Here is a 14,379-nt window from a genome sequence, read left to right as displayed (position 1 = left end):
GCCTAGCTGCCCGGATCGCTCTCGTCATCCAGCAGCGCGCGGACGCTGGCGGCCAGGGCGGCGATTTCCACCGGCACGGTGGTGTCGACCTCGATCACCGCGCCCAGGCCCACCGGCCCGTCGTACTCCGCCAGCAGGGCGGCGGGCAGGTCGCGCAGGGTGTGGATGGCGTGGCGTTCCCCGATCATCGACCGCGCCGAATAGCGCCGGCTGGCCTCTTCTGGCGGGCAGCGGCAATAGACCTCCACCAGCCGGCCGCCGAGGCCGCTCAGCATTCGCCGCTCGTAGGGGTTCTTGGGCCGGAAATTGGCCTCCAGCACCACGGCGGGCGACAGCGCCGCCAGCGTCCAGATCAGCTCCATCGAGGCGCTGCCCAGCGCCTGGGTCCAGACCTCGGGTTCGGCCCGCTGACCCAGCACGTCGGCCAGCCGCTCCTTGATCACGTCCTTTGAGAGCAGGGGCATCGCCAGGGCCTGCGCCAGCGGCAAGGCCAGGGTCGACTTGCCCGCCCCCGGCGCGCCCGAGACCATCACCACCAGCCGCACGCCTCAGACCTCGTCGGCCAGGGCCGCGGTCAGGGCGGCCAGCGCCGCCTCGTCCCGGCGATAGAAGGTCCACTGCTTGATCCGCTTGGGCGTCACCAGACCCGCCTGGGTCAGCACCCGCATGTGCTCCGACAGGGTCGGCTGGCTGACCCCCAGCTTCTCGGCGATCCGCACGCCGCAGACCCCATCGGCCACCAGGTCGCCGTCCACCTGCGGCGGGAAGTTGGCGCGCGGGTCCTTTAGCCAGGCCAGGATCTGCAGCCGGCGGTCGTTGCCGAGGGCCTTGAAGGCGAGTGCGTTCGTCATATCGCCAATTGCCTAAGCTTCGCCCCGAACCTAGGTCGCGGCCGGTCCCGAGACAACCTCAGACCCGGTAGACCACCCGGCCGTCCACCAGGGTCATGCGGATTTCGCCCTGCAGCCGCCGTCCGTCGAAGGGCGAGTTCTTGGACTTCGAGCGCAGCTTGTCGGCGTCGATGACGATCGGCGCATTGAGGTCGCACAGCACCAGGTCGGCGGACGCGCCCTTGGCGAGCGTCCCGGCGTTCAGGCCCAGCAGCTTCGCGGGCTTGCTGGTCACCGCGGCCATCAGGTCGATCAGCGGGATGCGCCCGTCGTGGTGGAAGGCCAGCAGGGCCGGCAGCAGGGTCTGCAGCCCGATGGCGCCCGGCGCCGCCTCGTCATAGGGCAGGCGCTTGTCCTCGGCCGGCGCGGGGGCGTGGGCGGAGACCACGATGTCGATCAGGCCGCTGGCCAGGGCCTCGATCACCGCCTGGCGGTCGTCCTCGCTGCGCACCGGCGGGTCGAACTTCATGAAGGTGCGGTAGTCGCCGATGTCGAGTTCGTTGAACGACAGGTGGTTGATCGAGGTCGTCGCGGTGATCGGCAGGCCCCTGGCCTTGCCCCGCGCCAGGGTTTCCAGGGCGCAGGCTGTCGTCACCTGGTCCACCAGGAACGGCGCCCCGGTCAGTTCCACCAGGGCCAGGTCCCGCTCCAGCATGATCTTCTCGGCGATCGGCGGCACGCTGGGCAGGCCGTTGCGGCCGGCGAACTCGCCCTCTGTGGCCGCCGCGCCGGCGCTCAGCCACGGATCGGCCGGGCGGTGGGCCACCAGCACCCCGAAGCTCTTGGCGTAGGCCAGCACCCGGCGCAGCACCTTGGAGTCGACGATCGGCCGGTCGGCGTCGGTGACATAGACGCAGCCGGCCTCGGCCATCAGGCCGATCTCGGCCATCCGCTCGCCCCGCGCCCCCTTGGTGGCGGCGCCGGCCGGATAGACGTGGACCAGCTCGATGTCGCGCGTCCGGCGCAGGATGAAGTCCACCACCGAGGCCTCGTCGATCACCGGGTCGGTGTCAGGCTGCAGCACAATGGAGGTGACCCCGCCGGCCGCCGCCGCCAGGCCCGCCGACTTGAGCGTCTCCTTGGTCTCAGAGCCGGGCTCACCGGTCTTGACCCGCAGGTCCACCAGGCCCGGCGCCAGCATGGCGCCCCGGGCGTCGATGATCTCGATATCGGGTGACAGGGTTCCCAGGTCGCCCCCATGCACCACGTCGGCGATCTTGCCGTCGCGCACCAGCAGGGCGCCGGGGCCGTCCCAGCCGCTGGCCGGGTCGACGATGCGGGCATTGATGAAGGCGGTCGGCTGCGCGCTCATAGTTCCTGCCGTCCGATCCACTTCTCGACCTTGGGGGGCTTGTAGGCGGCCAGGGCGTCCAGCATCTCCCTGCAGTCCTGGCTGAACACCAGCATGTCGCGGTGCGGCGCCTTCAGGAACGCCTCGCCCACCGCGTGGTCCACAAAGGCCCGCAGGTGGTCGAAATAGCCCAGCACGTTCAGGAACCCCGCCGGCTTGGCGTGAAAGCCCAGCTGGCCCCAGGTCCAGATCTCGAAGATCTCTTCCATCGTGCCCACCCCGCCGGGCAGGGCGACGAAGCCGTCGGACAGCTCCGCCATCCGCGCCTTGCGCTCGTGCATGGAGGGCACGACCTCCAGCCGCGTCAGGCCGGTATGGGCGATCTCCTTGTCCATCAGCGCCTCGGGCATCACCCCGAACACCTCGCCCCCGGCCGCCAGGGCCGCGTCGGCCAGGCCGCCCATCAGCCCGACCTTGGCCCCGCCATAGACCAGCGCCAGGCCCCGGCCGGCGATCGCCGCCCCCATTGCCCGCGCCGCGGCCATATAGGCCGGGTCGCCGCCCGGGCTCGCGCCGCAGAACACCCCCACCGCGCGCATCAGGCGTTGTCCAGCCGCGCGGCCATGGAGGCCAGCACCGCCATCCGCGCGGCCACCCCCATCTCCACCTGATCCTGGATCAGGCTGACGGTCAGGTCGTCGGCGACGTCGGAATCGATCTCCACGCCCCGGTTCATGGGGCCCGGATGCATGACGCGGACGCCCGGCGCGGCGCAGGCCAGCTTCTCGCGGTCCAGCCCGTAGAACCGGAAATACTCCCGCTGCGACGGGGCCATCACCCCGTCCATGCGCTCCAGCTGCAGGCGCAGCATCATCACCACGTCGCAGCCCTCGATGCCCTCGCGCATGTTGTGGAACACCTCCGCCTTCCAGCGGTCGACGGCCGCCGGCATCAGGGTCGGCGGCCCCACCAGCCGCACCTCGGCGCCCAGCATCTGCAGCAGGCTGACATTGGACCGCGCCACGCGGCTGTGCAGGACGTCGCCGCAGATGGCGACCCGCAGGCCCGCGATCCGCCCGAAGGCGCGCCGCATGGACAGGGCGTCCAGCAGCGCCTGGGTCGGGTGCTCGTGCTGCCCGTCGCCGGCGTTGATCACCGAGCAGGTGACCTTCTGCGCCAGCAGGCTGGCCGCGCCGGAGGAGGCGTGCCGCACCACCAGCAGGTCCGGCTGCATGGCGTTGAGCGTCACGGCGGTGTCGATCAGGGTCTCGCCCTTGGAGATCGACGACGAGCGCGGGCTCATGTTCACGACATCGGCCCCCAGCCGCTTGCCGGCCAGCTCGAAGGAGCTCTGGGTCCGCGTCGAATTCTCGAAGAACAGATTCATCAGCGTCCGACCCTTCAGCAGGTCGAGCTTCTTGGAGGTTTGGCGGTTGAGCGACACAAAGCCGTCGGCGAGGTCGAGGAGGCTGGCCACCTCCACCTCGTTCAAATCGGTGACCGACAGGAAGTGTCGCCGCGGGAACGGGAAGGTTCTGCCAAGAACCTCGTTCAGACCAGGGGGCAAAGTTGTCATTAAAGGCGCGTCGTAACGGAGGCCGCGCACGGCGCCAAGCGAACTCGCCTATTCGCCCACAGGTCTGCGGCGGAAAGCGCGCCGCTAGCGCGAATGCTAGGTGCGTCCTTCTCCCCTTGCGGGAGAAGGTGGCCCTGCGGAGCAGGGTCGGATGAGGGGTCGATAGACCTATCGGGTTAGGCGGCTGGATGATTTGCGGAGAGGGGAGTGCGACCCCTCATCCGACCGGTCTCCGACCGGCCACCTTCTCCCGCAAGGGGAGAAGGGACATCGGTGCGACTTGAGATGAGATCGACTCCAGGATCAGTGAGGGGGCGCCTAGGCCCCCAACCCCCGCAACCGCTCCAACGCCCCCTGCAAAATCCACCCCGCCGCCATCTTGTCCACCACCTCGGCGCGGCGTGCGCGGTTGATGTCGGCTTCCTCGATCAGGAAGCGGTTGATGGCCATCGAGCTCATCCGCTCGTCCCAGAAGACGATCACCAGCTCGGGGCGCAGGCGCAGCAGGTTGCGGGCGAAGGCGCGGCTGGACTGGGCGCGCGGCCCCTCGGTCCCGTCCATGTTCACCGGCAGGCCGATGACGATGCCAGCCACCTCGCGCCCGTCCATCAGCTTGAACAGCGCCGCCGCGTCGTCGGTGAACTTGGTCTTGCGGATCAGCTCCAGGGGGCTGGCCACCATCCGCGTGGTGTCCGACACCGCCACCCCGATGGTCTTCTCCCCCAGGTCGAGCCCCACGAGCGCGCCGTAGCGGGGCAGGAGAGGGGGGAGGTCTGTGATGTCGACGACGGCCATGGCCTTCCATAGGCGTTCGGGCCCCGCGCCGCCAACCCGTGACGCTGGCCGGGCCGCTACCGGACCGACGCCTAGCCCGAGATCAGCCAGCCGACGGGCAAGGTTGAAGCCTCGACCCCCACCAGGATCATCTGGGTTCCTTCGAGCTCGATGACCGTATCGGCGCCGACCTGGCGCAGGACGTAGGCCGTGCCGGCCTGCTCGAACTTGACCCGGTCGCCCTCGGCGACCGAGAAATCCAGCACCCGATCGACGCCGGCCCCGGCGAAGGTATGAAAGATGTCCCGCCCGGCGCCCCCCGACAGGGTGTCGTCGCCCCGGTCGCCGGAGAGAAAGTCGGCGCCGCTATCCCCCTTGAGCTCGTCGTTGTTCTGGCCCCCGCGGAGCAGATCGTCGCCATACGAGCCGATCAGGGTGTCATCCCCCATATTGCCGAAAACCAGATCTCCGCTCAGGCCATAGCTGTACGGCCCGTCCCCATTCAGCAGATCGTTTCCCTGGCCGCCAACGACCCAGTCGTAACCGTACCCGCCATAGACGGTGTCATCGCCCATGTTTCCGTGCAGGTCGTCGAAGCCAGCTTCGCCGAACAGCTGGTCGTCGCCCGCGCCGCCCCGCTGAAAATCGTCCCAGACCGTTCCGGTGACGGTGTCGTCTCCGCCACCCCCGACGATGGACCGGCCGGCGAGATCATCGTCGCCCTCGGTGGGTGCGCCGGGCAGGTCGACCCGAACGCGGATCAGCGCCTCGCCGGGCTTCGTGTTCGGGCTCCACAGGGCGTTGATGAAGTAGAGGCCCGTATAGGGGGCCACAAAACCCGACAGTTCCTCGGAATAGGGCTGGGAGCCGGAATCCTGCGCCAGGCTCACGCCGTCCTGATCGTAAAGAACCAGCCCCCCGGGGCGTACCCAGAGGTTCAGGTTGTAAATCTCGATCTTGGATCCGGCCGTCAGCTGAATCGCGAAGATGTCGCTCGCCCCGATATTGGACTGGGGGCGGAACTCGGCGCTCTGATCCCAATGGCCGTTGGCGTCCGGCGCCGGCTGTAGCCTTATCGCGGTCTCGCGAAGCGCGAGCGGCAGCGGCGTGGCGATGGTGATTGTGTAGCCCATGACGCCCCCCGAACCCGACTGCGCCGCAACCTACACGAGCTTGGCGGCGTGACTAGCTCCATCCACGATGGGGCTACGGCGTGATTTGAACGAGATCTGGCGGGGTCGGAGATCGACGACGGCCATGACCTTCCATAGGCGTTGGCGGCCGGCGCGGCTATCCCGCGCGCCGTACCCGAAAGGCCCGCCCCTACATCCGGGCCAGCTCCTCGGCCACGATCGTCTGGACCAGGCGGATGCGAGGGCTGGATTGCAGTTCCTGATGGGTGACCAGCCAGATCGGGACCGGAATCGGCGCCATGTCCGGCAAGAGATTGACCACGCCGGTCGTCCGCTCAGCGACTTCGCGCATCATCGCGGCCACACCCATCCCGCGTTTGACCATTTCCCAGATCACCACCGAGGCCTCCGACACGATCCGGAGATCCTCGGTGGCGATCGGAATGCCGATCTCCCGCAGAAACTCGGAGAAGCGGGGGTCATCGAAGCCCATCAGTTCCGCCCGGGCCAGATCGGCGGGACGCTCGGGCAGGCCGTTGCGGGCGACCCAGTCCTCGGAGGCGAAGAACCCCGCCTCGGTGTCGCGGATATGCCGGCCCACCAGGCCGGGGCGATCAGGTCGCACATGGCGTATGGCGATGTCGGCCTCCCCGCGGTGAAGATCGCTGATCTCGTTGGAGGCGACGATCGCGATCGTGATCTGCGGCGCTTCTGACCGGATGCGCGCGACGATCTCGGGAAGAACATAGGCCGCATATGTGTCGGTGGCGGAGATGCAGACCCGTCCGCCGGTGTCCTGCACCCGGCCGCTGGCGGCGAGAACGAGCGTGTCCGCCGCCTCACCCATGATGCGCGTGTGATCGAGCAGGTCCATCCCGGTCTGGTTCAGAACCAGCTTGCGGCCCCGCCGTTCAAACAGGGTCACCCCGAGGTCGGCCTCCAGCGCCAGGACCTGCCGCGACAAGGTGGGCTGGGTCAGACCCAGCTGCCGCGCCGCGGCCGACAGCGATCCGGCGGCGGCCGTGGCGTGAAACGCGCGAATATGGTTCCAGTCCATCGCCTTCATGCATATGCGTATATCATGGCTGCGAATTTCGGCAATTTGTTCGATTTACGCATATGCTATTCGGCGTCGCACAGGAGCACTCCAGCATGAGTACAGCCAGCGACGCGCGGTTCTGGGACAGGATCTCGCGCAAATACGCCAAGGACGCCATCGCTGACCTGGGCGGCTATGAGCGCACCCTGGATCGGACCCGGGCGCTGCTGAGACCGGCCGACCAGGTGCTCGAACTGGGCTGCGGGACCGGCAGCACGGCGCTGCGGCTGGCCGGCGATGTGCGGCGCTATCTGGCGACCGACCTTTCCGCCGGAATGATCGCGATCGCCAGGGAGAAGCAGGCCGCCAGTGCTGTCCCGGCGCTGGCCTTCCAGATCGCGACCGCCGAGGCCTCGACCCTCGAGACCGGGCGGTTCAATGCGGTTCTGGGGTTCAACTATCTGCATATGGTCCGCGGCCTGCCGGGAACGCTACGCCGGATCCACGCCCTGCTTGCCCCGGGTGGCCTGTTCATTTCCAAGACGCCCTGTCTGGGAGACATGAACCCGCTCCTGAGCCTTGTCCTGTTGCCGGGCATGCGCGCCATCGGCCTGGCGCCCTATGTCAGCGTCTTCAGCCAGGCCGAACTCTGCAAGCTGGTCAGCTCAGCCGGTTTCGACATCCTCGCTACCGAAAACCACGCCACCAAGGGCAATGATCGCCGTCCCTGCATCGTGGCCCGCAAACGGTCCGAGGCGCCGGCTGCGCCCTAGCAAGCCTTGGCGCATCTCTTTGGGAACAACCATTCCGCGCCTGTTGCTTGCGGCCGCCATCTGTCTGGTCGGCCTGCGCCGTCGCGAATTACGGTCTATCTCGGTAGACGTTAGATAATAAGGGCGAATAATATGAGTGCGCAAACAACACAACAAAGCGCACTTGAGGAAATCAAGGTCAGTGTGAAACTGAAACTGGCAGCCCTGTGGGCGAGCTTTATGTTTCTCTACATCTATGTAGACTATTTCCACCTGTACATGCCGGGATCACTGGAAGATTTGCTGGCCCGCAAGGTTTTTGTATTTGATATCACTCAAGCCTATCTCTTGGTTGCGCTCGCCTCTGTGGCGATTCCGGCCCTGATGATTTTCCTGTCCGTCGCCTTGTCAGCTAAAGTAAGTCGCTGGACAAACCTAGTCGTGGCGACGATCTATATTCCTTACACATTGGTCAATCTGGTCGGTGAGGCGTGGATACATATGGCGTTCGGCGCCTCTGTAGAAATCGGTCTTCTCTTGCTGGTTATTCGCTATGCATGGAAATGGCCTCGTGCTGAAATTTGAAGACCTTTTCTTCGCAAAAGGCGCGGGAATAGGGGGACAGGAACACCATTCTCGGACAGCAGGAAATCCGGTCCGGTTAGGCGTCACCGGCAAGCGCTTCAAGCTCGGTGTCGTGCAGCAGAGCTGCCGGACTGACATCCTGCGGCTCGGATTTGTCTTCCCTTAAGCGGGGAGCCTTTGCCTGCCAGGCTTTCACCTGCTGCATCACTTGGCTGTAGAAGATCGGCACAGCTGCTTCGAGTTCGGTAAGGAAGATTTTGCGCTGGCCGAATTTCGCGCCCAGATCCTTGAAGAACAGCACTTCGAAAGACTGAAGCGCCTGTCCCTCACGATCGCGGCTGACTAGATCAGGATCGGCACGCAAGGCCTCTAGCGTCTGTTGAGTGGCGGCCGTCTTGCCTGGCCAATAGCAGCGAATATGTAGGCCGTTCGGGTCAGATTTCTGTAGCTGCTTCAGCAGCCAGTTGAGGCGGGCCTTGGCGCTCTTGGGTTCGTCGGGCGCACGCAGCCACATCGAAATGGTGATGGAGCGCGAGCGAAGATCGGCGCAGATGCGGATGGGCGCTGCTGTGTCCGGAACCACCAAACTGGTGGTTAGCTGTGTCTCCTGCGCGAGTTCTCTTTGATCTGCTTTTTGTCGCTCAGTCGGATCGGCGGCATGCGCTTTGGGCATACGCACATCGACTGGCAGTTCCAACTGACGGCTCAACACAAGACTGAGGTCACCCACCTCTTGATGCCATGCGCCAACGATCTCTTTTACTTCCGGTGAAGTCGCTGAAATCGCCCCTCCGGCCAGAACCTTGGCGACCACGTCGGACCAACTGGCGGGCATCTGATCGAAGCCTTTGACGCCCGAGCTGGGATGGAGAAGGAATCTATTCATCTCCCGAAGGATCACTCGTTGTTCGCGATCAACCAGTTCATCGTTGCTCAGCAGCAAGGTTGATTGGGTCACGACGTACATCCACGACCAGTGGAAGAGGGGAACTTTCTTCCGAGCAGCGCCGGTGACGACAATCGGATGATGGGTAGGAAGAGATGCAAATTGGTTGGACAGCGTGATCAGCGCGTCGACGCCGTTCAGGCGAACGAGGTCTAGATAGCCCTCCACCTGCTCAGTCGTAAGGTCAACATTTCCGACCTTCGCCTCAACCAACGCCGACCACTGTTGCTGCCAGATTTGACCACGATAAGGCCGTCTGGCCGGTAGGCTTGCTTGTCATCGCCCTTCTTCAAGACAACTTCGGTGTAGGTCTCGATCTGTGTCTTGGCTCCGGTCTTCACGTTGATATCGGATAGAAGCGCACGTCCGAATTCCGGCACGGTCTCAAGACACGCAAGGAAGATAGACAACGTTCTCCCTTCTCGTGAGGTGTCCGCCAGAACTGGGAAAAGGCGTGCACGCTCGCCGCGAAGAAGAGTGTCCGGTAGAGTTGTCATGCGCCCCCCGCATTGTCGTACTGAGGCGGATCTTGATGGTCCGCGTTCGCAGACGACAATCTACGCTATGCGCACGCACCCAATGCTGGCTAGGTTCTTCTTTCGAACCCGCGTCATTTGTCCTTCGGAGTTCCTTGTTACCGAGGCGCTTATCCAGTGCGACAGCGCCACCGCGGCCCGGTAACCGCCTGAGGCGAAATCCCGAGTAGCCCATCTCGCCCCCCACCGCGGCGTCCTGCCGCACCCTGCGCGAACGGCGTTCACCGGACCTTAGAATCTGAAGCCTACTCATCGCTCGACTTCAGGTGGCGGTCGCCGCCCTGGGATGACGGACAGGAATGCCCAAGCTTCCGAACCTGGCGGGGATGTTCGCACGTGGCGCGCCGCTGCGCGCGCCCCGCTTCACCCACCTGCGCGCCAAGCTGACCGTGCTCTATGCCGGGCTGTTCGTCGCCATCCTGTTCGTGATCCTCTCGGCGGTCTACGCCGCCGTGGCCCGCAACGCCGAGCGCATCGTCCGTGACGAGCTGGCGGCCAGCGGCCAGGTCTTCGACCGCATCTGGACCCTGCGCGCCCGCGAGCTGGAGAGCGGGGCCAATGTGCTGGCCCGCGACTTCGGCTTCCGCGCCGCCGTGGCGACCCAGGACGCGGCCACCATCCAGTCGGCCCTCGACAACCTGCGCGCCCGCCTCGGCATCGATGCGGCCTTCGTGGTGGGCCTCGACGGACGGGTCCTCACCGCGTCCAGCAGGTCGCGCGCCCGTCCCAACGACGCGGTGCTCCAGGCCATCGCCGGGCAGGACGCCGCCTCCGGGGTCTTCGTCATGGCCGGCGCCCCCTATCAGGCGGTCGCCGCTCCCATCCTGACTCCCATGCTCAGCGGCTGGGTGGTGTTCGCCGTCCGCCTGGACCAGGCCGAGATGAAGGCCCTGGAGCAGCTCTCGGCCATTCCCCTGCAGCCGGTGGTGCTGGTGCGCGGCGCCGACGGCGGCTGGAAGGCCAACACCTGGGCGGCCTCCACCGCCGAGCTGGAGGCGGTCAGCGCCTTCCTCGACGCGCCCAAGTCCCGGCGCCAGGCCAGCGTCACCCGCATCGGCCCCGCCGTCGCGGTCATCCAGCCGCTCGCCGCCATCGCCCAGGACCGCGTCGTCCTGCTGCTGCGCTATCCCCTGGCCCAGGCCCTGGAACCCTATAGCTGGCTGCTGGGGGCCCTGCTGCTGCTGGCCCTGTTGGGCGTCGGGGTGATCGCCGCCGGCAGCTGGGCCCTGGCCCGCAACGTCACCCGGCCCCTGCTGGCCCTGCGCGACGCCGCCGCGCGTCTGGAACGCGGCGAGACGGTTCAGGTCGAGGCGGCCGGAACCGATGAGATCGGCGCCCTGGAGCGCAGCTTCAACGCCATGGCCCAGGGCATCGCCCAACGCGAGCGCGCCCTGAAGCTCTCGACCGAAAAAGCCGAGGCCGCCAACCGCGCCAAGAGCGACTTCCTCTCCAATATGAGCCACGAGATCCGCACGCCCCTGAACGGCATCCTGGGCATGGCGCAGATCATGGCGCGTGAGCCGGCCGACGCCGCCCACGGCCAGCGCCTGGCGGTGATCCGCGAGTCGGGCGAGGCCCTGCTGAAGATCCTCAACGGCATCCTGGAGATCTCCAAGGCCGACCCCGCGAGCCTGGAGGCGCGGGACTTCGACCTTGGCGCCCTGGTGCGCGCCGCCTGCGCCGCCGACGCCAAGGCCGCGGGCGCCAAGCGCCTGACCTTCGACATCGCCGTGGCCGCCGAGAGCCAGGGACGCTGGCGCGGCGACGCCCGGCGGCTGACCCAGGTGCTGTCCAACCTGGTCTCCAACGCCGTGAAGTTCACGCCACAGGGGGGCGTCACGGTGGCCGTGGACCATGGCGACGGCGTCGTCCGCTTCCGGATCGCCGACACCGGTGTCGGCATTCCCGCCCGGTGGATCGAGGAGGTGTTCGAGGCCTTCAGCCAGGTGGACGCCTCGGCCACGCGGGCGGCCGGCGGGATGGGCCTGGGCCTCTCCGTCGCCCGCGAAATGGCGACCCTGATGGGCGGCAAGGTCTCCGTGGCCAGCGAGGAGGGCAGGGGCTCGGTCTTCACCCTGGAGGTTCCGCTGGTGAAGCTGTCAGGCGCCGCGCCGGCCGAGCCCGCCGCAGATCCCCTGGCCGACCTCGAACCCGAGGGGGAGGCGCCGCCGCTGCGGGTGCTGGCCGCCGAGGACAACAAGACCAACCAGCTGATCCTGACCTCCCTGCTGGAGCCCTTCGGGGTCGACCTCACCCTCGCCGAGAACGGGCGCGAGGCGGCCGAGATGTTCGCCGCCGGGGCCTTCGACCTGGTGCTGATGGATATCCAGATGCCCGAGATGACCGGGGTCGAGGCGACCCTGGCCATCCGCCAGGGCGAGGCCAAGCGCGGGGCGGCCCCCACCCCCATCGTGGCGGTCACCGCCAATGTCATGTCCGAGCAGGTGGCCGAATACCTGGCCGCCGGCATGAGCGGCGTGGTCGCAAAGCCCATCGAGGCCGAGAAGCTGTTCGCCGCCATCGCAAGCGCCCTCGACGGCGCCGCTCAGGCCGCCGCGCAAACAGCCGTCCAGGCCGCCTGAGGCGGTTTCCCCTCAGGGATCGCTTGTCAAAGGCGGGGCCGCGCGGCTAACCCCTGCATCGAACAATCAGGAGGCCCCCATGGCCATCGACGCGGCGACCGTCCGAAAGGTCGCCAGACTGGCCCGCATCGCCGAGCCCGAAGACCGGATCGAACCGCTGGCCAGGGAGCTCAGCGGCATCATGGACTGGATCGAGCAGCTGGCCGAAGTGGACACCGACGGCGTGGAGCCGATGACCTCGGCCGTCGCCGTGGCCGCCCCCATGCGCGAGGACGTGGTCACCGAGGGCGGCGACTCCGCCCGCGTGCTGTCCAATGCCCCCAAGACCGTCGGCGGCTTCTTCGTTGTCCCCAAGGTGGTCGAGTAGGATCATGAGCAACCTCACCTCCCTGACCCTCAAGGCGGCGCTCACGGGCCTCGCCGACAAGTCCTTCTCCTCGGTGGAGCTGACCCAGGCCCACATCGAGGCTGTCGCCGCCGCCAAGCCGCTGAACGCCTACGTCCTGGAAACCCCGGACAAGGCCCTCGACATGGCCGCCGCCTCCGACGCCCGCCGGGCGAAGGGGCAGGCCGGCGCCCTGGACGGCGCGCCGCTGGGCATCAAGGACCTGTTCTGCACCGAAGGCGTCCGCACCACCGCCTGCTCGAACATCCTGGGCAATTTCGTCCCCACCTACGAATCCACCATCACCGCCAACCTGTGGCGCGATGGGGCGGTGATGCTGGGCAAGCTCAACCTGGATGAGTTCGCCATGGGTTCGTCCAACGAAACCAGCGCCTTCGGGCCGGTGGTTAATCCGTGGCGCGCCCAGGGTTCGGACGCCAAGCTGACACCCGGCGGCTCGTCGGGCGGTTCGGCCACCGCCGTGGCGGCCGACCTCTGCCTGGGGGCCACGGCCACCGACACCGGTGGCAGCATCCGTCAGCCCGCCGCCTTCACCGGCACGGTCGGGATCAAGCCGACCTATGGCCGCTGCTCGCGCTGGGGCGTGGTGGCCTTCGCCTCGTCCCTGGACCAGGCCGGGCCGATCGCCAAGACGGTGGAAGACGCCGCCATCCTGCTGAAGTCGATGTCCGGCCACGACGCAAAGGATTCGACCAGCCTGGACATCGCGGTCCCCGACTTCCCCGCCTTCGTGGGCAAGTCTGTGAAGGGCCTGCGGATCGGCATTCCCAAGGAATACCGCGTCGACGGCATGCCCGCCGAGATCGAACAGCTCTGGGAAAAGGGCATCGCCTGGCTGAAGGACGCCGGCTGCGAGATCGTCGAGGTCAGCCTGCCGCACACCAAGTACGCCCTGCCGGCCTATTACATCGTGGCGCCCGCCGAGGCCTCGTCGAACCTGGCCCGCTATGACGGCATGCGCTACGGCCTGCGCGTCGAGGGAGCCAACCTCACCGAGACCTACGAGAACACCCGCGCCGCCGGCTTCGGGACCGAGGTGAAGCGCCGCATCATGATCGGCACCTATGTGCTGTCGGCCGGCTATTACGACGCCTATTACGTCAAGGCGCTCAAGGTCCGCCGCCGCATCGCCGATGACTTCGACCAGGCCTTCCAGAAGGTCGACGCCCTGCTGACCCCCACCGCGCCGTCGGCCGCCTTCGCCCTGGGCGAGAACGCCGACGATCCGGTGGCCATGTACCTCAACGACATCTTCACGGTGACGGTGAACCTGGCGGGCCTGCCCGGCATGTCCATCCCGGCGGGCGTGGACCACAAGGGCCTGCCCTTGGGCCTCCAACTGATCGGCAAGGCGCTGGACGAGGGGACCCTGTTCTCCCTCGGCGGAGCCATTGAAAAGGCTGCGGATTTCCGCGCCAAGCCCAGCCGCTGGTGGTGACGAAAAAGGCCCCCGCCGTCGCCGGCGGGGGCCCCTCGATCTACTCGATAGTAAACCTACCTATTTCGGCAGGGCGTCCAGGTCGGCCTGGACCTGCTTGATAATGTCGTCGGTCACGGCACCCTGGCTCATCGGGGCGACCTGGGTCAGCGTCATGGCCTTGAACTGGTCATAGGCTTCATGGGTGCTGATGCCCGGGATGTTCTTTTCCAGCACCGCCTTGGCGGCCGGGTTGGCGACCAGGGTTTCGATCGGCGTGGTCTCGGTCGAGAGCGCCGCGGGCGCCTGGGCCAGGGCCGGAGCGGCGGCCATCAGGCCGAACGAGAGCGACAGGCCAACGAGGCCGGCGGCGAGTGTCTTCTTCATGGTGGGTTCCCTTCCCCGAGGGGGTGTTTTTACGCTGTCAGCAAAGCTGCAAAATCAGCGGCGGC

General features: G+C 67.0%; 15 protein-coding genes. 5 read left to right on the top strand and 10 right to left on the bottom strand.

The genetic code is table 11. The annotated features are described in order from the left end of the window. Positions 1-2: 2 nt before the first annotated feature. From Q7J39_RS04355 to Q7J39_RS04320, 8 genes are all read right to left on the bottom strand, one after another. Positions 3-545, bottom strand: coding sequence for an AAA family ATPase (locus Q7J39_RS04355; protein ID WP_304820810.1), 543 nt, complete (start codon positions 543-545; stop codon positions 3-5). Between the two features lie 3 nt (positions 546-548). Then, the gene (locus tag Q7J39_RS04350) at positions 549-851 is read right to left on the bottom strand and encodes a helix-turn-helix transcriptional regulator (RefSeq protein ID WP_304820808.1); all 303 of its coding nucleotides are present in this window, start codon (positions 849-851) and stop codon (positions 549-551) included. A 58-nt stretch (positions 852-909) separates the two neighbouring features. Continuing rightward, positions 910-2,202, bottom strand: coding sequence for a dihydroorotase (gene pyrC / locus Q7J39_RS04345; RefSeq protein ID WP_304820806.1), 1,293 nt, complete (start codon positions 2,200-2,202; stop codon positions 910-912). Continuing rightward, positions 2,199-2,780, bottom strand: coding sequence for a TIGR00730 family Rossman fold protein (locus Q7J39_RS04340; RefSeq protein WP_304820804.1), 582 nt, complete (start codon positions 2,778-2,780; stop codon positions 2,199-2,201). The genes pyrC and Q7J39_RS04340 overlap by 4 nt, the downstream gene beginning before the upstream one ends. Next, positions 2,780-3,757, bottom strand: a complete 978-nt coding sequence (locus Q7J39_RS04335) for an aspartate carbamoyltransferase catalytic subunit (protein ID WP_304820802.1) — start codon at positions 3,755-3,757, stop codon at positions 2,780-2,782. The genes Q7J39_RS04340 and Q7J39_RS04335 overlap by 1 nt, the downstream gene beginning before the upstream one ends. A gap of 318 nt (positions 3,758-4,075) precedes the next feature. Next, on the bottom strand, positions 4,076-4,552 hold the full coding sequence (gene ruvX / locus Q7J39_RS04330) for a Holliday junction resolvase RuvX (protein WP_304820800.1): 477 nt from the start codon (positions 4,550-4,552) through the stop codon (positions 4,076-4,078). A gap of 71 nt (positions 4,553-4,623) precedes the next feature. After that, positions 4,624-5,664: a hypothetical protein gene (locus tag Q7J39_RS04325; protein ID WP_304820798.1), complete on the bottom strand. Its 1,041-nt coding sequence runs from the start codon at positions 5,662-5,664 to the stop codon at positions 4,624-4,626. A 190-nt stretch (positions 5,665-5,854) separates the two neighbouring features. Next, positions 5,855-6,730, bottom strand: coding sequence for a LysR family transcriptional regulator (locus tag Q7J39_RS04320; RefSeq protein WP_304820795.1), 876 nt, complete (start codon positions 6,728-6,730; stop codon positions 5,855-5,857). Positions 6,731-6,816: 86 nt separating this feature from the next. Here Q7J39_RS04320 and Q7J39_RS04315 point away from each other — a divergent pair, with 86 nt between their 5' ends. Next, positions 6,817-7,476: a class I SAM-dependent methyltransferase gene (locus Q7J39_RS04315; RefSeq protein WP_304820793.1), complete on the top strand. Its 660-nt coding sequence runs from the start codon at positions 6,817-6,819 to the stop codon at positions 7,474-7,476. 132 nt (positions 7,477-7,608) lie between these two features. Continuing rightward, complete coding sequence (locus tag Q7J39_RS04310; RefSeq protein WP_304820791.1) at positions 7,609-8,040, top strand: DUF6326 family protein; 432 nt, start codon at positions 7,609-7,611, stop codon at positions 8,038-8,040. 76 nt (positions 8,041-8,116) lie between these two features. Here Q7J39_RS04310 and Q7J39_RS04305 read toward each other — a convergent pair whose 3' ends face one another. Then, positions 8,117-9,199: a hypothetical protein gene (locus Q7J39_RS04305; RefSeq protein WP_304820789.1), complete on the bottom strand. Its 1,083-nt coding sequence runs from the start codon at positions 9,197-9,199 to the stop codon at positions 8,117-8,119. Between the two features lie 622 nt (positions 9,200-9,821). On the opposite strand from Q7J39_RS04305, the gene Q7J39_RS04300 reads away from it, so the two are divergent. From Q7J39_RS04300 to gatA, 3 genes are all read left to right on the top strand, one after another. Then, entirely contained in the window at positions 9,822-12,104 is a 2,283-nt protein-coding gene (locus Q7J39_RS04300) for an ATP-binding protein (protein ID WP_304820787.1), read from the top strand. 79 nt (positions 12,105-12,183) lie between these two features. Continuing rightward, positions 12,184-12,471 carry an Asp-tRNA(Asn)/Glu-tRNA(Gln) amidotransferase subunit GatC gene (gene gatC, locus Q7J39_RS04295; RefSeq protein ID WP_304820785.1) on the top strand — a complete coding sequence of 96 codons (288 nt, stop codon included), beginning with the start codon at positions 12,184-12,186 and terminating at the stop codon, positions 12,469-12,471. A 4-nt stretch (positions 12,472-12,475) separates the two neighbouring features. Beyond that, positions 12,476-13,948 carry an Asp-tRNA(Asn)/Glu-tRNA(Gln) amidotransferase subunit GatA gene (gatA, locus tag Q7J39_RS04290; protein WP_304820783.1) on the top strand — a complete coding sequence of 491 codons (1,473 nt, stop codon included), beginning with the start codon at positions 12,476-12,478 and terminating at the stop codon, positions 13,946-13,948. Positions 13,949-14,008: 60 nt separating this feature from the next. Here gatA and Q7J39_RS04285 read toward each other — a convergent pair whose 3' ends face one another. After that, positions 14,009-14,314 (bottom strand): hypothetical protein, encoded by a 306-nt coding sequence (locus Q7J39_RS04285; protein ID WP_304820781.1) that lies wholly within the window; start codon positions 14,312-14,314, stop codon positions 14,009-14,011. Positions 14,315-14,379 lie beyond the last annotated feature (65 nt).

It is taken from the genome of Phenylobacterium sp. (genome assembly GCF_030651185.1).
In the GTDB taxonomy this organism is placed as follows: Bacteria; Pseudomonadota; Alphaproteobacteria; order Caulobacterales; family Caulobacteraceae; genus Phenylobacterium.
This window is presented reverse-complemented; position numbering and strand designations above follow the sequence as displayed.